At 67.4% G+C, this 26,092-nt stretch carries 7 protein-coding genes; 4 read left to right on the top strand and 3 right to left on the bottom strand.

From position 1 onward, the window contains the following. Window positions 1-4: 4 nt before the first annotated feature. Window positions 5-574, bottom strand: coding sequence for a putative colanic acid biosynthesis acetyltransferase (locus tag ACFWCF_RS01320; protein WP_378556152.1), 570 nt, complete (start codon window positions 572-574; stop codon window positions 5-7). Between the two features lie 276 nt (window positions 575-850). On the opposite strand from ACFWCF_RS01320, the gene gmd reads away from it, so the two are divergent. Continuing rightward, complete coding sequence (gmd, locus tag ACFWCF_RS01315) at window positions 851-1,879, top strand: GDP-mannose 4,6-dehydratase (RefSeq protein ID WP_378556664.1); 1,029 nt, start codon at window positions 851-853, stop codon at window positions 1,877-1,879. Continuing rightward, the gene (locus ACFWCF_RS01310) at window positions 1,879-2,847 is read left to right on the top strand and encodes a GDP-L-fucose synthase family protein (protein ID WP_378556149.1); all 969 of its coding nucleotides are present in this window, start codon (window positions 1,879-1,881) and stop codon (window positions 2,845-2,847) included. Before gmd ends, ACFWCF_RS01310 begins: the two co-directional genes overlap by 1 nt. Window positions 2,848-2,940: 93 nt before the next feature. On the opposite strand, the gene ACFWCF_RS01305 is transcribed toward ACFWCF_RS01310, so the two are convergent. Further along, window positions 2,941-4,770, bottom strand: a complete 1,830-nt coding sequence (locus tag ACFWCF_RS01305) for a DUF4012 domain-containing protein (protein ID WP_378556146.1) — start codon at window positions 4,768-4,770, stop codon at window positions 2,941-2,943. A 187-nt stretch (window positions 4,771-4,957) separates the two neighbouring features. On the opposite strand from ACFWCF_RS01305, the gene ACFWCF_RS01300 reads away from it, so the two are divergent. Continuing rightward, complete coding sequence (locus tag ACFWCF_RS01300; protein WP_378556143.1) at window positions 4,958-23,773, top strand: amino acid adenylation domain-containing protein; 18,816 nt, start codon at window positions 4,958-4,960, stop codon at window positions 23,771-23,773. Beyond that, on the top strand, window positions 23,773-25,521 hold the full coding sequence (locus ACFWCF_RS01295) for a polysaccharide biosynthesis tyrosine autokinase (RefSeq protein WP_378556140.1): 1,749 nt from the start codon (window positions 23,773-23,775) through the stop codon (window positions 25,519-25,521). The genes ACFWCF_RS01300 and ACFWCF_RS01295 overlap by 1 nt, the downstream gene beginning before the upstream one ends. Here the strand turns inward: ACFWCF_RS01295 and ACFWCF_RS01290 are convergent. After that, window positions 25,492-26,010: a protein tyrosine phosphatase gene (locus tag ACFWCF_RS01290; RefSeq protein ID WP_378490678.1), complete on the bottom strand. Its 519-nt coding sequence runs from the start codon at window positions 26,008-26,010 to the stop codon at window positions 25,492-25,494. The genes ACFWCF_RS01295 and ACFWCF_RS01290 overlap by 30 nt on opposite strands. Window positions 26,011-26,092 lie beyond the last annotated feature (82 nt).

The raw sequence follows: 26,092 nt of genomic DNA, 5'->3' as shown, positions 1-26,092 counted from the left end.
CGTTTCAAATAGTTTCTTCCTTGTGAAGTATTCCAATCGGTGCAGTGACTATCGATTCTTGAGCTAGGTCCTTGACGACGAGCACTCTCGCGCCGACGGTCGATCGTGCTCCGATCGTCACACCCCTCAGCACCGTAGCTTGCGCGGCTATCCAGACATTGTCTTCGATCAAAATCGGTGCGTTATCAAATTCGAAAGTAGGCGACTTTCTATCATGACTGCCGGTGCATATAAATACTGATTGAGAAATGCAAACGTTGTTTCCGATTTGAACGTCTTCCAGATTTAAGATCCACGTGTTTTCGCCGATCCACGTGCCGTCGCCGATCGAAAGCTTCCACGGCCAGTGGATCTGGACGCGGTGTCGAATGAGAACGCCGTCGCCGATGCGTGCACCGAATCTTCTTAATATCGCAACTCTGACGGAGGCAGGGCACCACCATCGGGTGAACACTGTGCCTGAGATCAGCATCCACGTAATTTGCCGCAGTTTGCTTCCTCCCTTGTCATAGCCGATTCCAGTGAATTCTCGAAGATTCCAGTTATTGGGTGTTGGGGTTTCGGAATTGTCCATGCTTCGATCCTCTGGTTAGTAGGTTGAGTGTTCGTTGAGAACTCGAACATCGTGGCCGTGTTGTGTTGTATGTCTTGGATGGTCGAGTTGCAGGTAGTCCCACGTACTGATTCAATATGGGGGATCTGTAGATGCAGTTGAGTGTCAATAGTCTCAAGTGCGATCGGTTGGAATCCTACCAATGCTTTCGCGCAATGTCGGTCTGTAGCGAACGTGACTGTGCAGACGCGAGTAGCCTTGGTGTCGTTGTCCTTCAGGGTGGGAGAAATGGAATCTATGAAGCGCGCAGTTATTACAGGCATCACTGGGCAAGATGGTTCGTACCTTGCGGAACTTCTGCTGTCCAAGGGGTATGAGGTCCACGGACTGATCCGGCGATCGTCGACGTTCAATACTTCGCGAATCGACCATCTCTATGTCGATCCGCATATGCCAGAGGCGAGAATGTTCTTGCACTATGGCGATCTCAGTGATGGAGCTCGTCTTGTGACGCTCTTGTCGCAGATCCGTCCAGACGAGGTCTACAACCTTGGTGCGCAATCTCATGTTCGGGTGAGTTTTGACGAGCCTGAGCATACGGGCAATACAACCGGAATTGGGTCGATTCGTCTACTTGAGGCAGTTCGCCTTGCCGGTATCGAATGCAGGTACTATCAGGCTTCGAGTTCCGAGATGTTCGGCGCTACCCCGCCGCCTCAGAACGAAGACACGCCGTTCTACCCGCGTTCCCCTTACGGTGCGGCCAAGGTTTACGCGTACTGGGTCACCAAGAACTACCGTGAGGCGTACGGGATGTTCGCGGTGAACGGCATTCTTTTCAATCACGAGTCTCCCCGACGAGGCGAGACGTTCGTGACGCGCAAGATCACCCGTGCCGTCGCTCGTATCCGCGCTGGTGTCGAGCAGCACCTCTACATGGGAAACCTTGATGCAGTGCGTGACTGGGGATATGCGCCGGAGTATGTCGAGGGCATGTGGCGCATGCTTCAGGCCGATGAGCCCGACGATTACGCCTTGGCCACGGGGCAGGCATACTCGGTTCGAGATTTTCTTCAGGTTGCGTTTGAACACGCGGGACTGAGTTGGGAAGAGCACGTGAAGTTTGATGAACGATACCTCCGTCCTACGGAGGTCGACGCGTTGATTGGTGACCCAAGCAAGGCTCGGGACAAGCTGGGCTGGAAAGCGATGGTCCACACACCCGAGCTTGCCCGGATCATGGTGGACGCTGACATCGAGGCACTGACTCACGAGGGTCGACCATGGATTGATAAGCCCACCCACCCAGACTGGGAGATCCACTGATGTCTGCGGTTTTTGCTCCTGGTCCTCTGGATCGAGCGGCACCGTTCTACGTTGCTGGGCATCGCGGACTAGTGGGCGGGGCAATTTGGAACCGACTGGAAGAAAGAGGTTTTCAGAGTCTGATCGGCAGATCATCCACTGAGTTGGACCTGCGTGATCGCGATGCCGTGTTTGAATTCTTCGCGGAACATCGGCCGGTCAACGTGGTGCTCGCTGCAGCCAAGGTGGGCGGGATCCTCGCAAACAGCACATATCCGGTGGACTTCCTGTCAGAGAACATGCGGATCCAGGTGAATGTCCTTGATGCTGCACGTGAACATGGAACACACCGGTTGTTGTTTCTTGGTTCTTCGTGCATCTACCCAAAACTCGCCCCGCAGCCCATCAAGGAGGAGTACCTCCTCACCGGGTATCTGGAACCGACCAATGATGCGTACGCAATCGCAAAGATTGCCGGCATCCTTCAGGTGCAGGCGGTCCGCAGGCAGTATGGGTTGCCCTGGATCTCCGCGATGCCCACTAACCTGTATGGACCCGGTGACAACTTCTCGCCCGAGGGTTCGCATGTACTGCCGGCACTCATCAGACGTTTTGATGAGGCACGGCGAGACGGGATCGACACTGTCACGAACTGGGGGACAGGGTCTCCCCTTCGCGAGTTTCTGCACGTCGATGACATGGCGTCGGCCTGTTTGCATCTGATGGAGCATTACGACGGCGCAGATCAAGTGAATGTTGGCACCGGCGAAGATCAGACGATCAAGGAGATCTCTCAGATCGTTGCTGAAGAGATCGGCTTTTTCGGAGAGACCGAGTGGGATACGAGTAAGCCTGACGGAACGCCTCGGAAGCTGTTGGACGTCTCCAAACTGCGCGAGTCGGGTTGGGAGCCAAAGATCGATCTTCGTTCAGGTATTGCGTCGACCATCGCCTGGTACCGCGAGAATGTAGATGCGATCCGAACCTAGCCAGGTGCTACTTTTCCGGATGCATCGTGGCCGCGAGTCGAGTTGCTCGTGGCCACGATGCGCACTAGCGATTTTAGATCGAGAGCAAGGCGCTCAGTCACATGCTGGGACAGCTGTTGTAACAACGGGTTCGTCGACAAGTGGTTGTATGGGTACACGCGCCAGGCCGGGGTTGGTGGGCTCGGTGAGTTCGTAGACGATCTCAACTGTCTCGCCTTGGGGTATGGGTACCTGCACGTTGAACATTGGGTGCCCGCGCTCAGCGCTGTTGAAGGCGAAGGCGTAGGCACCGTTCACCTTTACTCTCTTCAGTTTGGCTCCCTCGGTCGCGAGAAGGCCGACATCAGAGAGGTTTGTGCCGAATGGCGCGTCGATCGGATTCTCGAACATCCCTGCGACATATTCCGTGTGCTTCCCTTCGGGAAGCCCATTCGTCAGACGAACGGTTACTGAGCTTTCGCGGGTGTCCGTATCGCACGGCCCTGCGGTGTAGTCGATTTCGCGCTTCAGGTAGTAGTCCAGCTTGTTTCCACCGAGGTTATTGATAACGACGCCAGCATACGGCGCGGCGTCGTCAGGCACGACGTGGCCAAGCTTGGTGGTTGAAAGGATCTCCTGTTCCGCAGGGGTTGCACTCCAGATCGCGAGTCGACCTTCGTTGACGGCGCGTCCGAGCGCTTCGAGAAGTGCTTGCGGATTGGAGATGCTGCCAGTCAGCTTCGCAACCACGGTCTTGGCAACTAGTTCAAGGTAGTCCTTACGGGCGGCCTGGTCATCGCCGAAACGTGAGTAGGCGGTCGACTCAGTCAGTTCCACTACATTGTCTGCCGTGATTTTCTCGCCGTCGGGCAGCGTGACGGCGCCGACCACCTCGAGGACATAGCTCAGCGCCACGGGGTCGGTGGCGATCGCACCGTCTACGCGCTCACCGGTCTCTTGTTGCCACATCGACTGCCAGATTTGTCCCGTATATGGGAAGTGGGAGCTCACGTTGCTATTGACTGGGCGAGTCGTCGCGCCACTGTGACCATAGGCTTGCTTGAAATCTTGACCAAGATCGATAGGGGCGTACTCGGGTTTGAGATCGCGTCGGGATACGTCATCGACGCGTACCGCGCCATCGTTCGCTCGGGCGACAGCGAAGCCACCTAACAGCCCACCCGTGCCACGCGCCTCCGCGTTCGTTTGGAATCCGATGAAGTAGCTTCGTGGCCCATCGGCGCCCAACATTGCGGGCGCGATCTGAGCGGCCGTCGACGTATTGTTCAGCAGGCCAGACAATTCGGACACTTGGTCCTGTAAATCCATCCGTGCATCGTTGAGCAAGCCGATGTATGTACCGTCTACTTCTTGAGCTTGCACATCGAGGTCTGTGATGGCCGCAGCCGTCGTTTCAAGCACCGGCGCGGCGTCGCGAAGGGCGGCGAGGTTGATCCGTGCGCCGTCGAGAATCAACTGATCGGGGGAGACTGCGCTGCCGGCGTCGACCGCAGGAAGTAGAACATCTGCTGTGAGACCAGTCACAATGGTGGTCATTTGGCGCGTGGAGTCGAACGGGCTGCCCAACCATGGAACCGCGCCTGCCGCGCGCCACGGGAACGAATCAACCGAACCCTGCGCCTCCTGGGCGTAGCGATCGGCATCGCCGGCTGTGCGCGTTGCGGCCTCGGTATCACCCGACAGCAACGCATCTTTCGCCTGCATGGCGAAATCCTGTGCCTTCTCCAGATTCGACTTTGCTTGCAGGCCTTCGTATCCAAGCCAGCCAACAAATCCGACTGCCGCGAGAACGCCGACACCGCAGCCGATCTGTATGCGTCGGCGCTTCTTGTTTCGCGCTGCGACCTCCTCGTCTGACAAGCGCCGGCGTACCTTGCGTCGACGTTCGCCGGACGAATCTGACTCACCGGTAACATTGTTCACGCGGTCTGTGCCCCCTTCATGTTTTCCAGTCGAGACGATAACCGAGATCGAGTTGGCCGTCCGTTCAAGTGGTGAGTCACCATAACCCCGGATACACTTTGTCCCGTTGATCGTGGCAACGGTGTTGGGAGGCATCAGCTGCGGTTCGTCGGGGCGGTAATCAGCGTAGCGATCGCGCCTCGAGTATGTGTTTTGTCGGGTGAGGCGAGGGAGCGTGGTGCAAATACTTCCGCTGTCCCCAAGTCAGCGGGGTCTGTGGTACGCCCAGGTGTTGAACCCGGACGTACCCTTTATTACTGCCCAGTACTTGGAGTTTCGGGGCAGTCTCGATCATGGTCTCGTGACCGAGGCGATGCTGCAGGCTGCGCGCGATGTGGAATCGGGCTTTCTCTTTCTCGCAGACGGAGAAGGTATTCCCGCGCAATTCGTCGATATCGAATATGTCGATGATGTCCCATATGTCGATTGTCGAGGATTCGATGACCCGGAAGCCGCTGCGCATCGTTGGATGACTGCTCGCTTCTCGGCGCCGCTCGATCCCCTCCGCGACCGACTCATTGCCAGCACCCTGCTGCACGTTGCCGACGAGCGGTATTTCCTGTCGAGCTACGTCCATCACATTGCCCTCGACGGCCATGGGGCCATGATCCTGTTGCGCCGGGCTGCAGATCTGTACTCGGCGTGGATCGCAGGCGAAGAGACCCCGCCGGTCACGTCACTGCCGATCGAGAAGATCCTCGATTTCGAAACCGCCTACGTGGGATCGAAGAGGCAGGCCGGTGACCGCGAGCATTGGGCCCAGCGTCTGACAGATCTGCCCGAGCCACTTTCACTCATCGGCGACGTCGCGCCCCCTACAGTCCCGGCGCGGCGATCGGGAACTGCTGTCACCACCGGGCTTGCTGAGGCGATCACAGCACGAGGGCAGGAAGTGAATGCCACCGAGGTGCCGATCGTGCTCGCCGGGTTCGCTGCGTTCTTGGCTCGCACTCGGAGCACCACCGATGTAGTGCTGTCGCTCCCCGTATCGGCGCGCACCACCGCTGCGCTGAGGCGTTCCGCGGGCGTCATATCCAACGTGGTGCCGCTGCGCGTGCATCTGGATCTGTCGGCGCCGGGAGCCGAACTGATTCGCAGCGTTCAGGTGGAGATGAACGGTGCGCTGCGTCATCAGCGGTACTCCTACGCAGACATGCTCGCCGACCTCCGCGCACTCGGCCGCGAACACACCGAGACGCGCAACGCCTTCGGGCCCGTCGTCAACATCATGAATTTCCATCAGCCGATCGTCTACGGCGACGTACCGGCCGATTACCACGTGCAGTCCACCGGACCCGTCGACGACCTGTCGATGAATGTGTACGCGGGGATTCCCGGTAAGACCCTCCGCGTCGACTTCGAAGCCAACCCCAACCTGTACACGCAGGACTACCTCGATTTCCTGCACCGCAGGTTCCTCGACTTCCTCCTGCACTTCGTCAGCGACCCGTCGGCACCGGTGGGAGATCTGCCGTTCGCTACCGCCGACGAACTCGACGGCTTCACCCCGGCGCGCGGCATCGAGGCACCTGCCCCGCAGTTGCTGCCAGACCTGCTCACTGCACACGCGGATAGCGACCGCATCGCCGTACACGACCGCGACCGCTCGCTCACCTACCGCGACCTCGACGCCCTCTCCGACGAACTCGCTCACCGCCTCGTCGCCGCCGGTGCCGGCGCCGAGGATCGTGTCGCGGTGTTGCTGCCACGCTCGATCGACTCCGTGATCGCACTGTGGGCCGTCGCGAAAACCGGTGCCGCCTACACCCCGATCGACCCGGAACTTCCCGGCATCCGCCTCACCGAACTGCTTGCGGACGTGCCGGTTGCCGTCGCGGGGGAGCGGTCGCTTCCTGCACACGTCGTGCGGGTCGTACCCACCGCACAGCGTGAGACGTCCGAGAAGTTCACCGCCGAGCACCGGCTGCGTACGCTGCACCTCGACAATCCGGCGTGGGTGATCCACACTTCCGGCTCCACCGGCACACCGAAGGCCGTCGCCGTCGGCCACCGCGGTATCGCGGCGCTGGTGACCACCCTGCGCGACCGCTACAACGCCGACGCCGACTCGCGCGTGCTGCACCTCGCCGCACCCAGCTTCGACGCGTCGCTGCAAGAACTACTGCTCGCGTTCGACGCCGGCGCCACCGTCATCCTCTGCCCATCGGATGCCGTCGGCGGACCTGCCCTCGCGACACTGCTGCGCACCGAACGCGTCACTCACGCGATCACCGCACCCGCCGTCCTCGCCGTCACCCCCGAACACGGGTTGCCCGATCTGGCGATGCTCGACGCCGGCGGCGAATCGTTGCCGCAGGCCGTCGCCGACCGCTGGTCGGCGAGCCGCACCATGCTCAACGCCTACGGGCCGACGGAAACCACCGTCCTCGCGACACTCAGCGCGCCACTGGAACCCGGCGCCGGCGTCCCCATCGGACGACCCGTCGACGGCATGACCGCCGTGGTCCTCGACTCACGCCTGCACCCCGTGCCCGTCGGCGTGTCCGGCGAGCTGTACCTCGGGGGAGACGCCGTAGCCCGCGGCTACCTCGGCGCACCCGCACTCACCGCCGAACGATTCGTCGCATCCCCGTTCGGTGGCCGCATGTACCGCACGGGCGACGTGGTGCGCTGGCATTCCGACGGACAACTCGTGTTCCTCGGCCGCGCCGATCAGCAGGTGAAGATCCGCGGTCGCCGGATCGAACTCGGTGAAATCGAAGCGGCACTCACCTCGTTCGACGCCGTGCGCGCCGCCACCGTCGTGGTGCGCGGTGAGCACCTCGCCGCCTACGTTGTCGGCAACGTCGACGTTGCCGACCTCACCATCCACCTCGCCGAACAACTGCCCGGCTATCTGCGGCCCACGTCGATCACCGTGCTCGACGCCCTGCCACTCACACCGGGCGGCAAGATCGACCACCGTGAACTGCCCGCCCCCGCGGTCGCTTCTGCCGGGTCGAAGCCGCTGAACGGCCCCACCGAACTGCTTGTGGCCGAACTCTTCACCGACCTCACCGCAGCCGACGATGTGGGCGGCGATGCCGACTTCTTCGCACTCGGTGGCCACTCGCTCGGCGCCGCGCAGCTCGCCGCGCGCCTGGGCGCTGCACTCGGCCGCGACGTGCAGCTCCGCGACGTGTTCGAGCACCCCACCGTTACCCGGCTCGCCGCCGCAGCCGAGGCACGCCCGCTCGCTGCGTCGGGTCCGGTCGCGCTGGCGGGCACTGGACCGGCCCCGCTCGCCCCGGCCCAGCAGCGACTGCTGCTCCTCGCCCGCGCGCACGGCGACCCCGCCGCCTACCACCTGCCGTTCGCCCTGTACCTCGACGGCGCACTCGACGTGCCGGCGTTGCAGGCCGCGATCACCGATGTGCTCGGTCGTCACGACATCCTCCGCGCCGTCTTCTCGATCACGAGCGACGGACCGGTACAAGAGGTGCTCGGGATCGATACTGCCGCCCCGGCACTCGACCGTGAGCCCATCGATGAGGCCGACGTCGACGCGGTGATCGGGGAGTGGGTGGCCGCACCGTTCGACCTCACCGCCGACATCCCGTTCCGCGTCCGCTTGTTCCGGGCGGCCGAGGATCGGCACGTGCTCGCGGTGGTCGCCCACCACATCGCGCTCGACGGAGCCTCGTTCGTGCCGCTGACCACCGACGTCGCCGTCGCCTACGCCGCGCGCGTCGGCGGGCAGGCACCCGCGTGGGAGCCGCTGCCGCTGCAGTACCGCGACTACGCCCGCTGGCACCGCGACCGGCTCGGTAACGCCGCCGACCCCTTGAGCCTCGCCGGCCGCGAACTCGCCTATTGGCGCACCACTTTGGCCGGGCTCGACACCGCAGCGCCGCTGCCCACCGATCGTCCCCGCAACGGCGGGTTCGGCCCGGCCTCCGCGGTGGAGTTCACGGTGCCCGCCGAGCAGGTCGACGCACTGCGCTCGATCGCCGTCGCCCACGACGCCACCGTGTTCATGGCCGTGCACGCCGCGGTCGCGGTGTGGTTGTCGGCGTGGACTTCCGGCCGCGACATCGCGATCGGCACCGGCACGGCCGGCCGCGACCACCCCGACCTCGACGCCCTCGTCGGCATGTTCGTCGGCACCGTCGCATTGCGCCTCGACGTCGACCCCGCCGCGCCCTTCACCTCGCTGCTCACCTCCGCCCGGAGCGTCGACCTCGACGCATTCGCGCACGCCACCGTGCCGTTCGAGCAGGTCGTCGACGCACTCGGGTTCAGCCCGTTCAGCGTGATGCTCGCCTACGACAACGTCGACGTCCCCGACCTCGAACTTCCGGGCCTCACGGTGCGGCCGCAGGAAATCGGCTCGGCCCGAGCACGGTTCGACCTCGAGATCTCGATACGCGCCATGCGCGACGGATCTTTGACGGGCCGTCTCGTCTACGACACGACCTTGTTCGACCACACCACCATCACCACGTGGTCGCAGCGTCTGGGCACGGTGCTCGAGCACGTCGCGCAGCACCCCGCCGAGCCGGTGAGCGACATCGACTTCGGCGCCGTCCCGGTGACACTCGCCGAACCCGGACCGGAAGCCACCTTCGCCGAGATCATCGAGCGATCCGCGGCGCGGGTCGTCGAACCCGGCGGCGAGCCGCTCCACATCGCGACCGCAGCCCGGCCGCTGGCGTGGACGCTGCTCGGCAGGGGAGTGGGAGCCGAAGACCGTGTCGCGGTGATGGTGCCGCGCGGTGTGTCGTCGGTGATTGCGGCCGCCGCCGTGACCCTCACCGGCGCGGCATTCGTGCCCGTCGACCCGGCCCAGCCTGCCGCCCGCATCAATGCGCTGCTCACCGGCTCCGGAGCCCGGTACGCGATCGCCGGCCCCGACGTGCCTGTGCCGTCCGGTGTGGAGATCGTGCCCTTCACGCTCGAGGGCGACACCCGCGAGATCACCGACGCCGACCGCGTGCGTCCGCTGCACCTCGATAATCTCGCCTACCTTGTTTACACGTCCGGGTCGACGGGTAAGCCCAAGGGTGTGGCGGTCGCGCACCGCGGACTCGGGCCGCTCGCACAGTCGTTCGTCGAACGGTTCGCACTGCACGACGACGCTCGCATCCTGCACTTCGCGAACCCCGCCTTCGACGGCGCCGTCCTCGAACAGGTGATGGCGCTGACCGCGGGCGGGACTCTCGTGGTGGCACCGGCCGATGTGTTCGGCGGCGACGACCTGCTCGAACTGCTTCGTAGCGAGCGCATCACGCACTGGTTCACCACGCCGTCGGTGCCCACCCAGCTCGACCCGGCCGGGCTCGACGACCTCGAAGTCCTCGCCGTGGGCGGCGAGAAATGGCCGGCGGAGACCGCGGAACGGTGGTCGCCGGGTCGCACGATGCTGAATGTGTACGGGCCCACTGAAACCACGGTGATCGCCACCGCCAGTACCCCGCTGCAGCCGGGAGGCGCGCTCACCATCGGCTCCGGTCTCGTCGGTGTCACCGCGGCGGTGCTCGATCATCGCCTGCAACCCGTGCCCGACGGCGTGACCGGCGAGCTGTACCTCATGGGGCAGGGCGTGGCCCGCGGATACCTCGACGCACCCGCCCTCACCGCCGAACGTTTCGTCGCCGACCCGTTCGGCGGTGGTCGCATGTACCGCACGGGCGACCTGGTGCGCTGGACTCGCGACCACGCCCTCGACTTCGTGGGCCGCGCAGACCACCAGGTCAAGATCCGCGGCTTCCGCATCGAACTCGGTGAAATCGACGCCGTTCTCCACGACCACCCGGGTGTGCGCACCGCCGTCACCGTCGTCCGAGACAGCGCACTCGCCGCCTACGTGCACAGCCCCGACACGCAGCTCGACGGACGCGAGATCCGCGACCGGCTCGCCACCCGCCTGCCGCGACACATGGTGCCCGCGACCGTCACCGTGCTCGACGCGGTGCCGCTCACCAGCACCGGAAAGATCGACCGCGCTGCACTGCCCGTCCCTGCCGCAGAATCCACCGCCGACCACGGGTTCCGGAGCGTCACCGAAGAACTCGTCGCCGGGATCGTCGCCGATGTGCTGGGGACGTCCGCCGTGTCGGGCGACGACGACTTCTTCGCGAGCGGCGGCAACTCGCTGCTCGCCACCACCCTCGCAGCCCGGCTCGGCGCGGTCGCGGGCCGGCGCGTGGGTGTGCGCGACGTGTTCGACAACCCCACCGTCGCCGACCTCGCCCGCGTGGTCGCGTCCTCCGGCTCGGTGGCCGGCATCCCGCTCGTCCACAGCGACGACACCGGACACGCCGACAACCCGGGCGACGCACCGCTCGCCCCCGCACAGCAGCGCATGTGGCTCGTCAACCGGTTCGATGTCGCCGCCGGCACCGACGGCGGCGACCACATCGCCTTCGCCATCGACCTCGCCGCCGACGCCGATCTCGACGCCCTGCGCGCCGCGTTCGCGGATGTGATCGCCCGCCACGAGACACTGCGCACCGTCTATCCCGACGCGGGTGACGGCCCGCGTCAGCACCTGCTCGACACGGTGGAACTCGATCTCGAGCCCATCGACGCTCCTGCCGAGCTCGATGATCGGATGGCCGAGTTCGCCCGTGCGCGTTTCGATCTCACCGGCGACGCGCCCGTGCGTGCGAAGCTCTACCGCACCACCGCCGGGTTCACGCTCGCTGTGGTGCTCCACCACATCGCAGTCGACGGTTTGTCGCTACTCCCACTAGGTCGCGACGCTGCGACGGCATATGCTGATCGACGAGCCGGCGGGACCCCTGACCTCGCCGGCTCGTCGATCACCTTCCGCGACTACGCGCGGTGGCACACAGCCGTTCTCGGCGACGAATCCGATCCCGACAGCCTGGCCGCGAGGCAGCTCGCGTACTGGAAGCAGACGCTCTCCGGCGCGCCGCCGCTGCTCGAGTTGCCCACCGACCACCCGCGCGCACACGGCACCGCCGGGACTGTGGGGCGGGTCGGGTTCACGGTGCCCGCCGAAGTGCATGCCGCGATCGACAAACTCGCCCGCGCCAATGACGTCACCCCGTTCATGGTGGTGCACGCCGCGTTCGCGACGCTGCTGTCGTCGCTCGCCGCGACCGACGACATCGTCATCGGCGCCCCCGTCTCGGGACGCACCGAGGCTGCGCTCGACGACATGGTGGGTATGTTCGTCGGCACCGTCCCGCTACGCCTGTCGGTGCAGCCGCGGGCCAGTTTCACCGACCTGCTCGCCGCCGCGCGCCGCGTGGATCTCGACGCGTTCGCGCACGCCGACGTTCCGTTCGACCGCATCGTCGACGCCGTGGGCGCGAGCACCAGCGGACACCACCCGGTGTTCCAGGTGATCCTCGCCTACGAGAGCTTCGGCATCGACACCTTCACCGTGCCCGGCGCGGCGGTGCGCGAGTTGCCGTCCGGCGCTGCGCGTGTGGACCTCGAACTGAACATCCGCGATCACCGCACCGACGCCGGTACGCCCGCGGGACTGACGGGGACGTTCACTTTTCCTGCGGAAATGTTCGAAAGTGAGACCTTGTTTGACTGGGGTACGGGGCTTGTGCGTACTCTCGACTCGGTTGCCGCGGATCCGGCTCGTCCGGTCGGCGGTATCCCCCTGCGTGGCGCCGACCACACCCCCGTCGGCGTCACGCTCCCGTCTGTGGCCACCTCGCCCATCGACCTCCTCGCCGCCCGCGTCGCCGACGACGCGGAAGCCGTCGCGGTGTCCAACGCCGGTGAGAGTCTTACGTACGGACAGCTGTGGTCGCGCTCCGGTGGTCTGGCCGCGGTGCTGCGCGAGCGGGGCATCGGCACCGACGACGTGGTGGCCGTGGCATTGCCGCGCTCGCTCGATCTCGTCGTCGCACTCCTCGCCGTCACGCGCGCCGGGGCGACATACCTGCCGGTCGACGTCACCCATCCCGCGCCGCGCCTGCGAGCGCTGTTCGACGATGCGTCACCGTCGGTTGTGCTCGCGCAGAGCAGCTTCGATGCGCCCGTGCCCGCGCTGCACCTCGACGACCCGGAAATCGCCGCCCGCATCGACGACGGCGCCGACTTCGACACCGCCATCCCCACGGACAGCGGCGTCTACCTGATCTACACGTCCGGTTCCACGGGCACCCCCAAGGGTGTGCTCGTCACCCACCGCAACCTGGCGACGCTGCTCGCCGCGACCACGTTCGATTTCGGCTGCGTCCCGGGCGATGTGTGGACGCTGTTCCACTCACCTGCCTTCGACTTCTCGGTGTGGGAGATGTGGGGCGCGCTCACCACGGGTGCGCGACTCGTCGTGATCGATCACCACACCGTGCGCGATCCCGAGGCATTCGCCGACCTGCTTGCCCGCGAGCACGTTACGGTCCTGGGCCAGACGCCCCGCGCTTTCTACCAGCTCGCCGACCTCGACGTGTCGCTGCCAGACCTGCGGCTCGTGATCTTCGGCGGCGAGGCGCTCGACCCCGCACGCGTGATGCCGTGGGCGCGGCGGCACCCGCACGTGCACGCGGTCAACATGTTCGGCATCACGGAAACCACCGTGCACGTCACCGCCGGGGAAGCCACCGCCGCCGGCATCGGTAGCCCGATCCCGGGGATGGGCGTCGACGTCCTCGATGTGTCGCTGCGGCAGGCCTTGCCCGGCGCGATCGGCGAACTGTACGTCACCGGAGATCAGCTGGCCCGCGGCTACCGCGGCCGGCCCGGCCTGACCGCGGCCCGGTTCGTCGCCGCACCCGGCGGTGCCCGCCGCTACCGCACCGGCGACCTCGCCCGCCGCGACCGCTCCGGCGGCTTGCGCTATCTGGGCCGCGCCGACCATCAGATCGAACTGCGCGGTTACCGCATCGAACCCGGCGAGATCGAAGCCGCACTCCTCGCCTGCGACGGAGTCACCCAGGCCGCGGTGCTGCTGCGCGACGACATGCTCGTCGCCTACCTCGTGGGCGGCGACAGCACCGCCGCGCTCAGCGAACTGCGCCGCACCCTGCCCGACTACCTGGTGCCCGCGGCCGCCGTGTCACTGGACGCCTTGCCGCGCACCGCCAACGGCAAACTCGACCGCGACGCCCTGCCGATGCCCGAGGTCACGAGCGCCGGGGGAGCGGCACCGCACGGGCCCGTCGAGGAACTCGTCGCCGAAGTGGTCGCCGGGCTGCTCGGCGTCGGCGCGGTGCACAGTGCCGCGGGACTCTGCGCGACCGACGACTTCTTCCACCTCGGCGGCAACTCACTGCTCGCCACCCGCCTCGCCGGGCGCCTCACCGACATCACCGACGTCGACGTCACCGTCCGCGACATCTTCGACGCCCGCACCGTCGCCGGGCTCGCCGCGGTCATCACGGAGAGAGCAGGCACCGGTCGCTCGCGGCCGCAACTGGTGGCGGGGGACGGTCCCGCACCGATGTCCGCAGCTCCGATGTCCGCAGCCCAGCAGCGCCTGTGGTTCGTCAACCGCTTCGACCCGGCCTCTCCCGGCTACAACCTGCCGTTCGCGGTGCAGCTCGACGGCGAGCTCGACGTCGCAGCCCTCGCCGCCGCCCTCGGGGATCTCATCGAACGGCACCGCACACTGCGCACCGTGTACCCCGCGGCAACCGAGCAGGTGCTGTTGCCTGCCGAACCCGTCACCCTCGACCCCATCGCTGTCCCCGATGACGCGCTCGGCGAGTTCGTCACCGAATTCGCCTCGGCCGGATTCGATCTCACCGTCGATCGGCCGATGCGTACGCGGCTGTACCGGACGGCACCCGAGCGGCACGTGCTCGTGGTGGTGCTGCACCACATCGCGGCCGACGGATGGTCGCTCACCCCGCTGCTGCGCGACATCGCCGTCGCCTACGAGGCGCGGCATGCGGGTGTGGCGCCGTCGTGGTCGCCGCTGCCCGTGCAGTACAGCGACTTTGCGCGGCGTCAACGCGCGATCGCCGACGAACAACTGCCGTATTGGCTCGACACGCTTGCCGGCCTGCCCGAGGAAACGACACTGCCGAGCGATCGGCCGCGTCCGGCGGAGCCCACCGGACACGGCGCCGCGCACGTCGTCTCCCTCGATGCCGAGCTCGTGGACGGTGTGCGCGACCTCGCCCGCACCGGACACGCGACGCTGTTCATGGTGCTGCACGCCGCGCTCGCGACCCTGCTGCACCGACACGGCGCCGGTCGCGACATCCCCATCGGCACCGTGGTCTCCGGTCGCGGCGAACCACAACTCGACGACCTCGTAGGCATGTTCGTCGGCACCCTCGTGCTGCGCACCGACGTGAACCCGGATGCGACGTTCACCGAGTTCCTCGAACAGGTACGCAGCCGCGACGTCGGCGCCTACATGCACCCCGATGCGCCGTTCGAGACGCTCGTCGAACACCTCAACCCCGTGCGCAGCGCAGCGCGGCACCCGCTGTTCCAGGTGTCGCTGTCGCTGAACCGGCCCACCGTCGACGCCGTTGACACCGCTAACACAGTCGACACCGCCGCACTGCCCGGAGTGGACGTGTCGGTGCTGCCGGTCGACACCCGCCACACCCAACTCGACCTGCAGATCACCGCCACCCCCACCGGTTCGGGCCTCGATCTCGAATTCTTCTACAGCACAGACCTGTACGACGAGGAGACCATCGCGGCCGCTGCCGACCGGTACTCGGCGATCCTGTGTGCCGCCGTCACCGACCCGCAGGTCCGGCTCGGCGACATCGACCTGATCGAGGGTGGGAACCCGGTGGTGGAGGGACGTTTCGCCGCGTCGACCCGGTCGCTGCGGCAGCGCCTCGCCGCCGGCGCCGACTTCGGCGGCGACCACGTGGCCGTGCGCGACGGCGACCGCGAACTGACCTACCCCGAACTTCTCTTCTACGCCGACGATCTCGCCGCGCGTCTCCAGGACGTCGGTGTACGCCCCGGTGATGCGGTGGCGTGTGCGCTGCCGCGGTCGCTGGAGTCGGTGCTCGCCGTGTGGGGCATCGTCCGCGCCGGGGCCGCCCCGATGCTCGTCGACCCCGCCCAGCCCACCGCGCGCCTCGCCGCGATGCTCGACGGCGTTGCCGTCGGAGTGGGTGAGAGCGACACTCTGCCCGGCACCGTGACGTGGGTGCCCGTCGACAACGGCACCGAATTCGATCCCGACCCGGTGCTCGAACCGGCGCCCGATTCGCCCGCGTACTACGTGTTCACCTCCGGCACCTCCGGAAACCCCAAGGGTGTCACCATCACCGAACGTGGTGTGAGTGCGTTCGCCGACGACATCAACCAGGATCTCGGTGCCGTCCCCGGCGACCGCGTGCTGCACGTGGCGGCACCCAGCTTCGATGCGGCGATGCTCGAGATCCTCACCGCAGGTCTGTCCGGTGCGACGCTGATCGTGGCCGACGCCGACAGCTACGGCGGTACCGCCCTCGGCGACCTGCTCCACCGCGACGCCATCACCCACGCGGTGATGACACCGTCCACCCTCGCGACCGTCCCGCCCCGCGACCTACCGCACCTGCGGGTGCTCATGCTCGGCGGCGACCGGCTCACCTCCGCACTCGTCGAGCGCTGGGCGCCGGGACGCACCCTGATCAACAGCTACGGCCCCGCCGAAGCCACCATGTTCGTCACCAACTCGCAGCCGCTGCACCCGGGCGACGACATCGTGATCGGTAAGCCCGTGCGGTCGTCCTCGGTGGTCGTGCTCGATGACCGGCTGCGGCCCGTGCCCATCGGCGTGATCGGCGAACTGTATGTGGGCGGCGGACGCCTCGCCACCGGCTACCGCGGTGCCGCTGCCCGCACCGCCGAACGTTTCATCGCCGCACCCGGCGGCACCCGCCGCTACCGCACCGGCGACCTCGTGCGGTGGCGCCGCGACGGCACCCTCGAATTCCACGGACGCAGCGACGATCAGTTCAAACTGCGCGGTGTGCGCATCGAGCCCGGCGAGATCGACGCGACTCTGTCGGCCCTGGGCGGCATCGATCGCTCTGTCACGTTGCCGCGCAACGGGATTCTCACGTCGTATGTGACACCCGTCGGCGTGGACGTCGACGACGTGCGACGCGCACTGCGCGACGTGCTGCCCGCACATCTCGTGCCCACGGTGATCGTGCCGCTCGAGACGATCCCGCTCACCGCACACGGCAAGATCGACGTGGCGGCGCTGCCCGCGTTGTCGTCGTCGGGTTCGTCGGAGCCGGCGACCGGGACCGAGATCACGGTGGCGCGGGTGCTCGGTGATCTCCTGGACAGGGGCACGATCGGTCGCGACGACGACTTCTTCGCCCTCGGCGGCAACTCGCTGCTCGCGACCGTGCTCGTCGGGCGTCTGCGCGACGAGACCGGCGTGAGCGTGTCGCTGCGGACGCTGTTCACCCACCCCACCGTCGAGGCGCTCGCCGCGGTCATCGATACCGGCGGCGCCGAGCGTGAGGACGGGCCGGTCGCGGTGTCGCCGAGACCCGACCGCATTCCGCTCGGCCGCGCCCAGCGTCGCCTGTGGGGTCTGGGCGCTCTCACCCCCGACGCCTACCGCCTGCACAGCACCGTCCAGTTGCGCGGACCACTCGACGTGCTCGCCCTCGAAGAAGCCCTCGACGACGTGACGCAGCGCCACGAGATCCTGCGCACCGACTACGTCGTCGACGGTGACGGCGTGCACCAGGTGGTGACGGGCAGGGGGCGGTGGTCGAGCCGCCTCGAACCGGTCGCGGAGAACCTGCACGTCCTGCACCTCGACGTCGACCACTCCATCGCCGACGGCGCCTCACTGCGCCCGCTGTTGCGCGACCTCACCGTCGCCTATCTCGCACGCACCGCGGGCACTGCGCCGCAGTGGCAGCCGCTGCCGCTGCAGTACGCCGACTACGCACTGTGGGAGCAGGATCGCGGAGTGCCGGCAGCCGACGTCGAGCACTGGCAACGCGCCCTCGACGGTCTCGTCGTGACCGAACTGCCCGTCGACCACACCGGCGCAGAGGCTGTGGCACAGCGCCTCGACTTCGAGATTTCCGCCGACGTGCGCGACCGTGTCGCGGGGCTTGCGCGTGAGCACGGCGCCACCGAATTCATGGTGCTGCACGCCGCGCTGTCGGTGCTGCTCGCCCGCCTCGGCGCGCACGACGACATCGCCGTCGCCGCTGTGACCGGTGGACGCCACTGGGCGCAGCTCGAAGACCTCGTCGGCCCGTTCCTCGACACCCTCGTGCTGCGGGCGCGCGTCGCACCCGACATGCCGTTCGCCGGGCTGCTCACCCAGGTCCGCGACTTCGACGTCGCCGCATTCGACCACACCGCCGTGCCGTTCGAGCAGATCGTCGCCGACATCCACGGCACCCCGCAGGTGGCATTGGCGCTGCAGGACTTCGGCATGGAGCCGCTGCAGGTGGGTGAGCTGACGCTCGAAGCACAGGAAAGTATCGACGACACACCGAAATTCGATCTGCAGTTCTCCCTCGGTGCTGCTGCCGGCGGCTACGCGGGCACTCTGCTGTTCGACGCATCCCGCTTCGCCGAACCCACCGCCGCCCGGTTGGCCGAGCGATTCGTGACGATCCTCGACGCCCTCACCGCCGCACCCGAGACCGCGGTGGGCGAAGCGGAATTCGCCTCGGCGGCCGAACCTCTCGTCGGCGCCGCTCCCGCCGAGACCCGCACGCTTCCGGAGTTGCTGCGCGCCACCGCCGCCGCGCACCCCAACCGCGAAGCACTGCGCGGCGACGGCGTCTCGCTCACCTACCGCGAACTCGACGAACAGTCCGACGCGGTGGCCGACGAACTGCGCGCGACCGGTGCCGGGCCGGGCCGGGTCGTGCACATCGATCTGCCCCGCAGCGTCGACTACATCCGCATGCTGTGGGCCATCACGAAAACCGGCGCAGCCTTCATGTCGTCTGCAGGCGCGGAGCCCACCGGCGTGGGGGAGCAGTGCCCACCCGATGTCGCCTACGTCGTCGCGACGTCCGGCTCCACCGGCACCCCCAAGCGCGTCGCCGTCACGCACCGCGGACTCGCCCCGCTCGCAGCCGAGGTTCGGAAGCGCTACCGGGTCAGCACCGGAGACCGTGTACTGCACGGTTATTCACCCGCATTCGACGCCGCGCTGCTCGAGCTGCTCCTCGCCCACACGAGCGGGGCGACGCTGGTCGTCGCGCCACCCGACGTGTATGCGGGAGCCGACCTGCACCACCTGCTCGTCGACGAGCACGTCACCCATTACCTGTCGACACCCACGGTGCTCGGCACCCTCGATCCCGACGGACTGCCCGACCTGCGCGTCGTCGCGTCCGGTGGTGAATCGCTCTCGCCCGCGCTGGCCGCACGCTGGGCCGCCGGCCGCACGATGCTCGACGCATACGGACCCAGCGAAGCGACAATCGTCTCGACCCTCGCCGAGATCAGCGGCGACGCCCCGGCCGGAATCGGAAGCCCGGTGCCCGGCACCGTCGCCCACGTCCTCGACGCCCGCCTGCAGCCGGTACCGGACGGTGCCGTCGGCGAGCTCTACCTCGCCGGTGCAGGACTGGCCGCCGGATACCTCGACGCACCCGCGCTCACTGCCGAGCGATTTGTCGCGGCGGCGGACGGCACCCGTATGTACCGCACGGGCGACCTCGTGCACCGCACCGGCGATGCCCTCGCCTACCGGGGCCGCACCGACCGTCAGCTCAAGGTGCGCGGCGTGCGCATCGAACCCGGCGAGCTCGAAGCGTCACTGCTCGCGCAGCCCGACGTGCGGCACGCCGCGGTGCTCGCGCTCGGCGGCACGCTGGTGGCGTTCGTCGCCGGACACGAGCTGACCGCGACGAACGTGCAGGCGTCGCTGTCGCTGGTGGTGCCGCCGCAGCGCATGCCCGGTCGTGTGCGGGTTGTGGATGCACTGCCGCTCACCGCCAACGGCAAGCTCGACGTGGCGGCGCTCGAATCATTCGATGCCGCACATTTGGTTGACACTGGGCAGCCGTTCGACGATGTGGTGGTCGACGACCGCTCGCTCACCGACGCCGAAGACCTCGTGGTCACCGTCGCCGAGCACGTGCTCGGTGTGCGGCCGTCCGCGCATCGCGGATTCTTCGCGGCGGGCGGCGACTCGCTGTCGGCCGTCGTGTTCGCTGCGCGCCTCACCGATGCTTTCGGAGTGGACGTGCCCGTGCGGTCGGTGCTGCACGCCCCGACTCTCGTGGCGCTGGCTCATAGCATCGGTGAAGAAGATCCGCGGATCCCGTTGCAGCACTACGATGTCGATGGGCCTACTCCTCTCGCGCCCGCGCAGCGACGACTGTGGCTGCTGAGCCGCGTCGACCCCGACACGACCGCATACGTCGTGCCCGTCGTGCTCGCACTCGCCGGCGAACTCGACGTCGACTCATTGGCCGCGGCGGTCGGCGACGTGATCGACCGCCACCGGATCCTGCGGACCGCGCACACCGATGCAGGTCAGGTACTGCTCGACCCGCCTGCGCTCGAACAGCTCTCGCGCACCGACATCGATGCAGGGATTGCCGAGATCACCGCGACACCGTTCGACCTCGCCACCGAGTCGCCGCTGCGGATCCGGTTGCTGGACGTCGGGCCCGGCAGGTGGATCCTCGCCGCCGCGGTGCACCACATCGCGTTCGACGGCGGTTCCGTCGGCCCGCTGCTCGACGACCTGTCGCGTGCCTACACCGCCCGTCTCGCCGGAGACGCACCGCAGTTCACGGAGCTGCCCGTCTCCTACGGCGACTACGCGCGCTGGCAGCACGACCTGCTCGGCGACCCCACCGATCCGACGTCGCTCGCCGCGCGGCAACTCGACTACTGGGCGACGATCCTCGCGGGCGCGCCCGACAGCCCGCTGCCACTGCCCACCGATCGGCCGCGACCCGCGCGCCCGACCCACCGCGGCGCGCAGACCGTCGTCCATCTCGACGCCGACCTCCACCACCGGCTCCGCGACACCGCACGCAACCACGACGTGACCGTGTTCATGCTGGCCCACGCCGTGCTCGCGGCACTGCTCGCCCGTCGCAGCGGCCGCGACGACATCACCATCGGCACCGCCGTGGCCGGTCGCGGCGACCCCAAGCTCGAGCACCTCGTCGGCATGTTCGTCGGCACCGTACCGCTGCGCACCGTCATCGAACCCGCCCGGCCGTTCGACGCACTGCTGCGTGACGTGCGCGCCACCGACCTCGGCGCGTTCGCCCACGCCGACGTGCCGTTCGAAGAGGTGGTCGCGAAGGTCGCGCCGACGCGCGAGCAGGCCTACCACCCGCTGTTCCAGGTGCTGCTCACCCACCGCGCCGTAGCCGACGAGACGCTGCCCCAGCTGCCCGGACTGCGGATCACCGAAGCCGACGCCGGTGCGCCCCCCGCCCAGTTCGATCTCGTCCTCGAAGTCGTCGAACGCGGCGACCGCAGTGATATCGACCACGGGGGCATCGATCTGCGGCTCGTGCACGCCGTCGACCTGTTCGACACTGCCACCGCCGAGTCGCTGCTCGCGGACTACGTGTCGCTGCTCGGTGACGCCGTGGACCGTCCGGCGCTTCCGGTCGGAGACCTCGCCGTCCCCGCACCCGCGCCACTGTCGACTCCCGCCGTGGAGCCCCGCACCTTGGTCGACCTGCTCGACGACGCCGTCGCGGAGCATCCCGGTGCCATCGCCGTGCAGGCCGGCCACGTCGTGTGGACGTACTCGGGGCTGTCCGCCCGCGCCGACGAGATCGCCGCCGACCTCGCCCGACGCGGTATCGGCACCGGCGATATCGTCGCGATTTCGTCACCGCGCGATCAACATTGGCCGCTCGCCGTGTGGGCGGTCGCCAAGAGCGGTGCCGCGTGGGTGTCGGTGGATCCGGCACAACCCGCCGCGCGCATCGACGCGATCCTGCGCGACTCCGGCGCCACCTACGGGCTCACCGTCGGTGCGTACGGGCCCGGTAACGTCACCTGGCTCGACCTCACCGCCGACCGCGACGACGTGCTTGTGCCCGCAGCACCGGCCGTGCGCGTCGACGACACCGCCTATGTGATCTACACATCCGGCACGACCGGCACACCGAAGGGCGTCGAGGTGACGCACCGCGGGCTCACCGCCCTCGTCGATCTGCAGCGCGCACGCCTCGACGCGGCGCCCGGCGCGCGGGTGCTGCAGGCGGCGTCGCACACGTTCGACGCGGCCGTGTTCGAACTGCTCACCGCCCACGCGCACGGCGGCACGCTGGTGATCGCACCCGAGCACACCTTCGCCGGTGAACCGTTGCAGCAGTTGATCATCGACGAGCGCATCACCCACGCCAACCTCACACCCACCGTGCTCGCGACCCTGTCGCCCGACGTGGCGCCGCTGACCGTGGTCGCGGCCGGTGAATCGCTTCCTTCGGCGCTCGCCCGAAAGTGGTCGGGGCACCGCTTGTTCAACGGATACGGCCCCACCGAGCTGACCGTCGGCGTGTCCGTCGGCGGACCCCTGCGCGGTGACGCGAAGCCCGGCATCGGAGTCCCGGTCGCGGGTGCCACCGCCCACGTCCTCGACACGCGCCTGCACCCGGTCGCCGTCGGCACGGTCGGGGAGCTGTACGTGAGCGGCAGCGGACTGGCCCGCGGCTACCGAAACCGAAGCGCCGATACCGCAACACGATTCGTGGCCGATCCGTTCGGTGCTCCTGGCGACCGGCTGTACCGCACGGGTGACCTCGTGCGAATCGGACGGGACGGTCAGCTCGACCACGTGGGCCGTGCCGATGATCAGGTACAGATCCACGGCATCCGCGTCGAGCCCGCGGAGGTCGACGCCGTGCTCCTCGCCGACCCGCAGGTCGACGCCGCCGTCACGGTCGTCGTCGACAACCAGGCCGGCCACGCCGTGCTCGCCGCCTACGTGCAGGGCAGTGCGACTGTCGAAAGCCTGCGACGACGCGTCGCCGCCCAACTCCCGCGACACCTGCGGCCCTCGAGTATCACCGTCGTCGACGCCCTGCCGTTCACGTCGTCGGGCAAGATCGACCGCGCAGCGCTGCCTGCACCCGACGCACCCGCAGTCGAGTTCGTACCGCCGCAGGGACATCTCGCGCAGACCGTCGCTGCGATCTTCGCGCGGCACCTCGGCGTGCCCGCCGACACCGTCTCGGCCGACCGCGGATTCTTCGATCTCGGTGGAAGTTCCATCGCCGCAGTCGCGGTGGCCGGCGACCTGCGCACCGAACTCGACCGCGACATTCCGCTCGAGTGGCTGTTCACCTCGTCGTCGGTCGACGAACTCGCGCACCGCATCGAACACGGCGGTGAGGCAACCGATCCGCTCGGTACGGTCGTCGAACTCACCGCAGGCGACGCACGTGCACCGCTGTTCTGCATCCACCCCATCAGCGGGCTCGCGTGGAGCTACCGGGGTCTGGGCGCCCACCTGGAGGGCCGCGCACTGTACGGCGTGCAGGCACTCGGGTTCGACGACCTTCCGGACAGCATCGGTGAACTCGCCGCGCGATATGTCGAGGAGATCCGTAAGGTGCAGCCCGTGGGCCCGTATCACCTGCTCGGCTGGTCGGTGGGAGGCACGATCGCCCACGAGATGGCCGTGCAACTGCGCGAGCGCGGCGAACAGGTGGGTGTACTCGCGTTACTCGACACCCTCACGCCGGAAACCCTTCCGGTCGGTGAATCACCCGAACCGGAACCCGAACTGGATTACGCAGCACTGCCCGCCGATCTCGTCGGCGACGTACTCGGGCGGGTCGACGCGGCAGCGCAGGCCGTCGAGACCGCCGCGCTGCGTCACACACCACGCCCCTACGACGGCGACATCGACCTGTTCGTCGCCACCCCAGATCTCGACCGGCATCCAGAGCTCGCTGCGACCTGGCAGCGATACGTGCACGGTCTCGTCGTCGAACACCCGGTGCCGTATACACACTCGGAGTTGACCGGTGCGGACGCAGTCCGTTCGATCGGTCCGGTTCTCGCCACTGCGCTGGCAGACCGTGACGACCGTCCCATCGTGCCCGCTGGGTGCGCAGTAACCGCAACGAGGGAGACGCCCTGATGGAAGTACACGATTACCTGCGAATTCTGCAGGCGAGGTGGAAGATCGTCGCAGTGACGACGGTCGTCGCGGTCCTCGCCGCACTCGGAGCGTCACTACTGACCACTCCGCAGTACGAAGCGAAGACACGGATGTTCGTGTCGACGTCGTCGGGCGGATCGGTGCAGGAGATCTACCAGGGCAACCTGTTCTCGCAGCAGCGTGTCGCGTCGTACACCAAGCTGCTGACGGGCACGAACCTCGCCGAGCGCACCATCTCGACACTCGGACTCGCCGACGTGACACCCAACGAACTGGCCTCGAAGGTCACTGCGGCGTCGGCCCCCGACACGGTCCTGATCGACATGGCCGTGACCGACCCGTCGCCCGAGCGGGCGCGCGACATCGCCAACGCGATGTCCGACGAGTTCGTCGTCATGGTCCGTGAGCTCGAAACCCCCGAGAACGGTGGTCCTCCCACGGCGCGCGTCGTCGTGGAGACCCAGGCTGCGACACCGTCGGCGCCGGTGACACCCAAGACCATGCGCAACGTCGCACTCGGTCTGGCCGTCGGCGTGCTGCTCGGTATTGCCCTCGCGGTGCTGCGCGATCGCCTCGACAACACCGTCAAGGACCGCGGGACCATCGAGGAGATCGCCGGAGCCGGTGTGGTCGGTGTGATCCCGATGGACAAGGCGCGGCAGGAAGCGCCGGCCATCTCGTTCGCCGAAGCCAACAGCGGTGACGCCGAGGCTTATCGCGAAATGCGCACCAACCTGCAGTTCCTCGAGGTCGACCACCCGCCGCGCGCGATCGTGGTGACCAGTGCACTGCCCACCGAAGGCAAGACGACCACCGCGATCAACATCGCGCTGGTGCTCACCGAGGCAGGGCACACCGTCGCACTGGTCGAGGGCGACCTGCGTCGTCCGCGGGTGTCGAAGTACCTCGGTGTGATGGGCGGTGCCGGCCTGTCGACCGTGCTCGCGAACCAGGCATCGATCTCCGACGTCATGCAGACCACCAAGTACGACGGCCTGTGGGTACTCGGTGCGGGCGCGCTGCCGCCGAACCCGTCCGAGCTGCTCGGCTCCGAGCACGCCCGCGAGGTGCTCGAAGATCTGCGGTCGCGATTCGACTACGTCATCATCGACGCGCCGCCGCTGCTGCCCGTCACCGACGCGGCCGTGCTCAGCACCATCACCGACGGTGCTCTGCTCATCGCACGGCACGGCAAGACCACCAAGGAACAGCTTGCTCGCGCCGTCGGCAACCTGCAGTCGGTCAACGCGACCGTGCTGGGCACGATCCTCAACATGACTCCGGCGAAGGGTCGCGGGGGATCGTACGAGTACCGGTACTACTACGAGGCCGACAAGCCGGCCACGCCTGCCGCACCGGTCGCGTCGCAGCCCGTCCCGGCCGCACAGAAGGTGGTGCATCCGCCGGCGCCTCAGCAGCCCCGTCAGTTCGACAACGAGCATGCACCCAGTGGTCAGCATGCAACGCCCGCGCCGACACAGGCCATGCCGTACCGGACCAGCGGCGACTACCGGCCCGACAACGACGCGTGGAACGTGTCCGAGCAGTTCCCGCCCGCGCCGTCACGGCACAGCGACGACCAGTACCCGCAGCAGGCGTATTCGTCCGTGCCGGGCTTCGGGCCGAAGAACGGTCATGCAGCCGAGAGCCAGGCGACGCGGCCGGTGATCCAGGCACCGCGACGCCCGGTCGACGACTCAAACCCGGATTCGGGCAAGCAGGGGTAGCAGCAGATCGGCGATCTCCGAACCGACCACGACGAACGTCTCCTCGTCCTGGCCGATCGGATCGGTGATGTCCTCCGGCCCGGACTCGGCAGTGTGCTGAGTTCGGGCCGCTGCCAATTCTGCGACGGTGGTGGCGCCACTCGCCTCCATGAGGCGCGCGGCCTCACGCAGAGTGAAGGTCACGCGCATCTTGCGCGGTGCCACTTCGACGACCTTGTTGCGTTGCCGCTCGCTCATGGTGATGACCATGTCGGAATCTTCCGCGAGCTGGGGTGTGATGCGTTGGGCGACGAATCCGTCCGGGTCGCCGCCGAGCTGCTGAAGTACCAGCGCTGCGGTGGGCTCCATCCCGTGCCCGACCATGGCGCGGGTGCCTCCGCTGTGTGCCGTGAGATCGGTCCGGCCGGCTTCGGCCGCGTATGCGGAGGTCAGGCGCTCAGCGGTGGGCGAGCGGCAAACGTTTCCGGTGCACACAAAGAAGATCCGCATTGGGCGATCGTAGGGGACGCTGCCGGACATGGCCGGTGGGGGACAGGGCGATGTGGCGTTGCAAACATGTTGTATTTCGCGC

This window comes from Rhodococcus sp. NPDC060090 (assembly GCF_042729855.1).
Lineage (GTDB): Bacteria > Actinomycetota > Actinomycetes > Mycobacteriales > Mycobacteriaceae > Rhodococcus.
This window is presented reverse-complemented; position numbering and strand designations above follow the sequence as displayed.

Coding starts and splice junctions, on each gene's coding strand:
- ACFWCF_RS01295 (WP_378556140.1), top strand. CDS start 23,773: ATGGAAGTACACGATTACCTGCGAATTCTGCAGGCGAGGTGGAAGATC.
- ACFWCF_RS01310 (WP_378556149.1), top strand. CDS start 1,879: ATGTCTGCGGTTTTTGCTCCTGGTCCTCTGGATCGAGCGGCACCGTTC.
- ACFWCF_RS01320 (WP_378556152.1), bottom strand. CDS start 574: ATGGACAATTCCGAAACCCCAACACCCAATAACTGGAATCTTCGAGAA.
- ACFWCF_RS01290 (WP_378490678.1), bottom strand. CDS start 26,010: ATGCGGATCTTCTTTGTGTGCACCGGAAACGTTTGCCGCTCGCCCACC.
- gmd (WP_378556664.1), top strand. CDS start 851: ATGAAGCGCGCAGTTATTACAGGCATCACTGGGCAAGATGGTTCGTAC.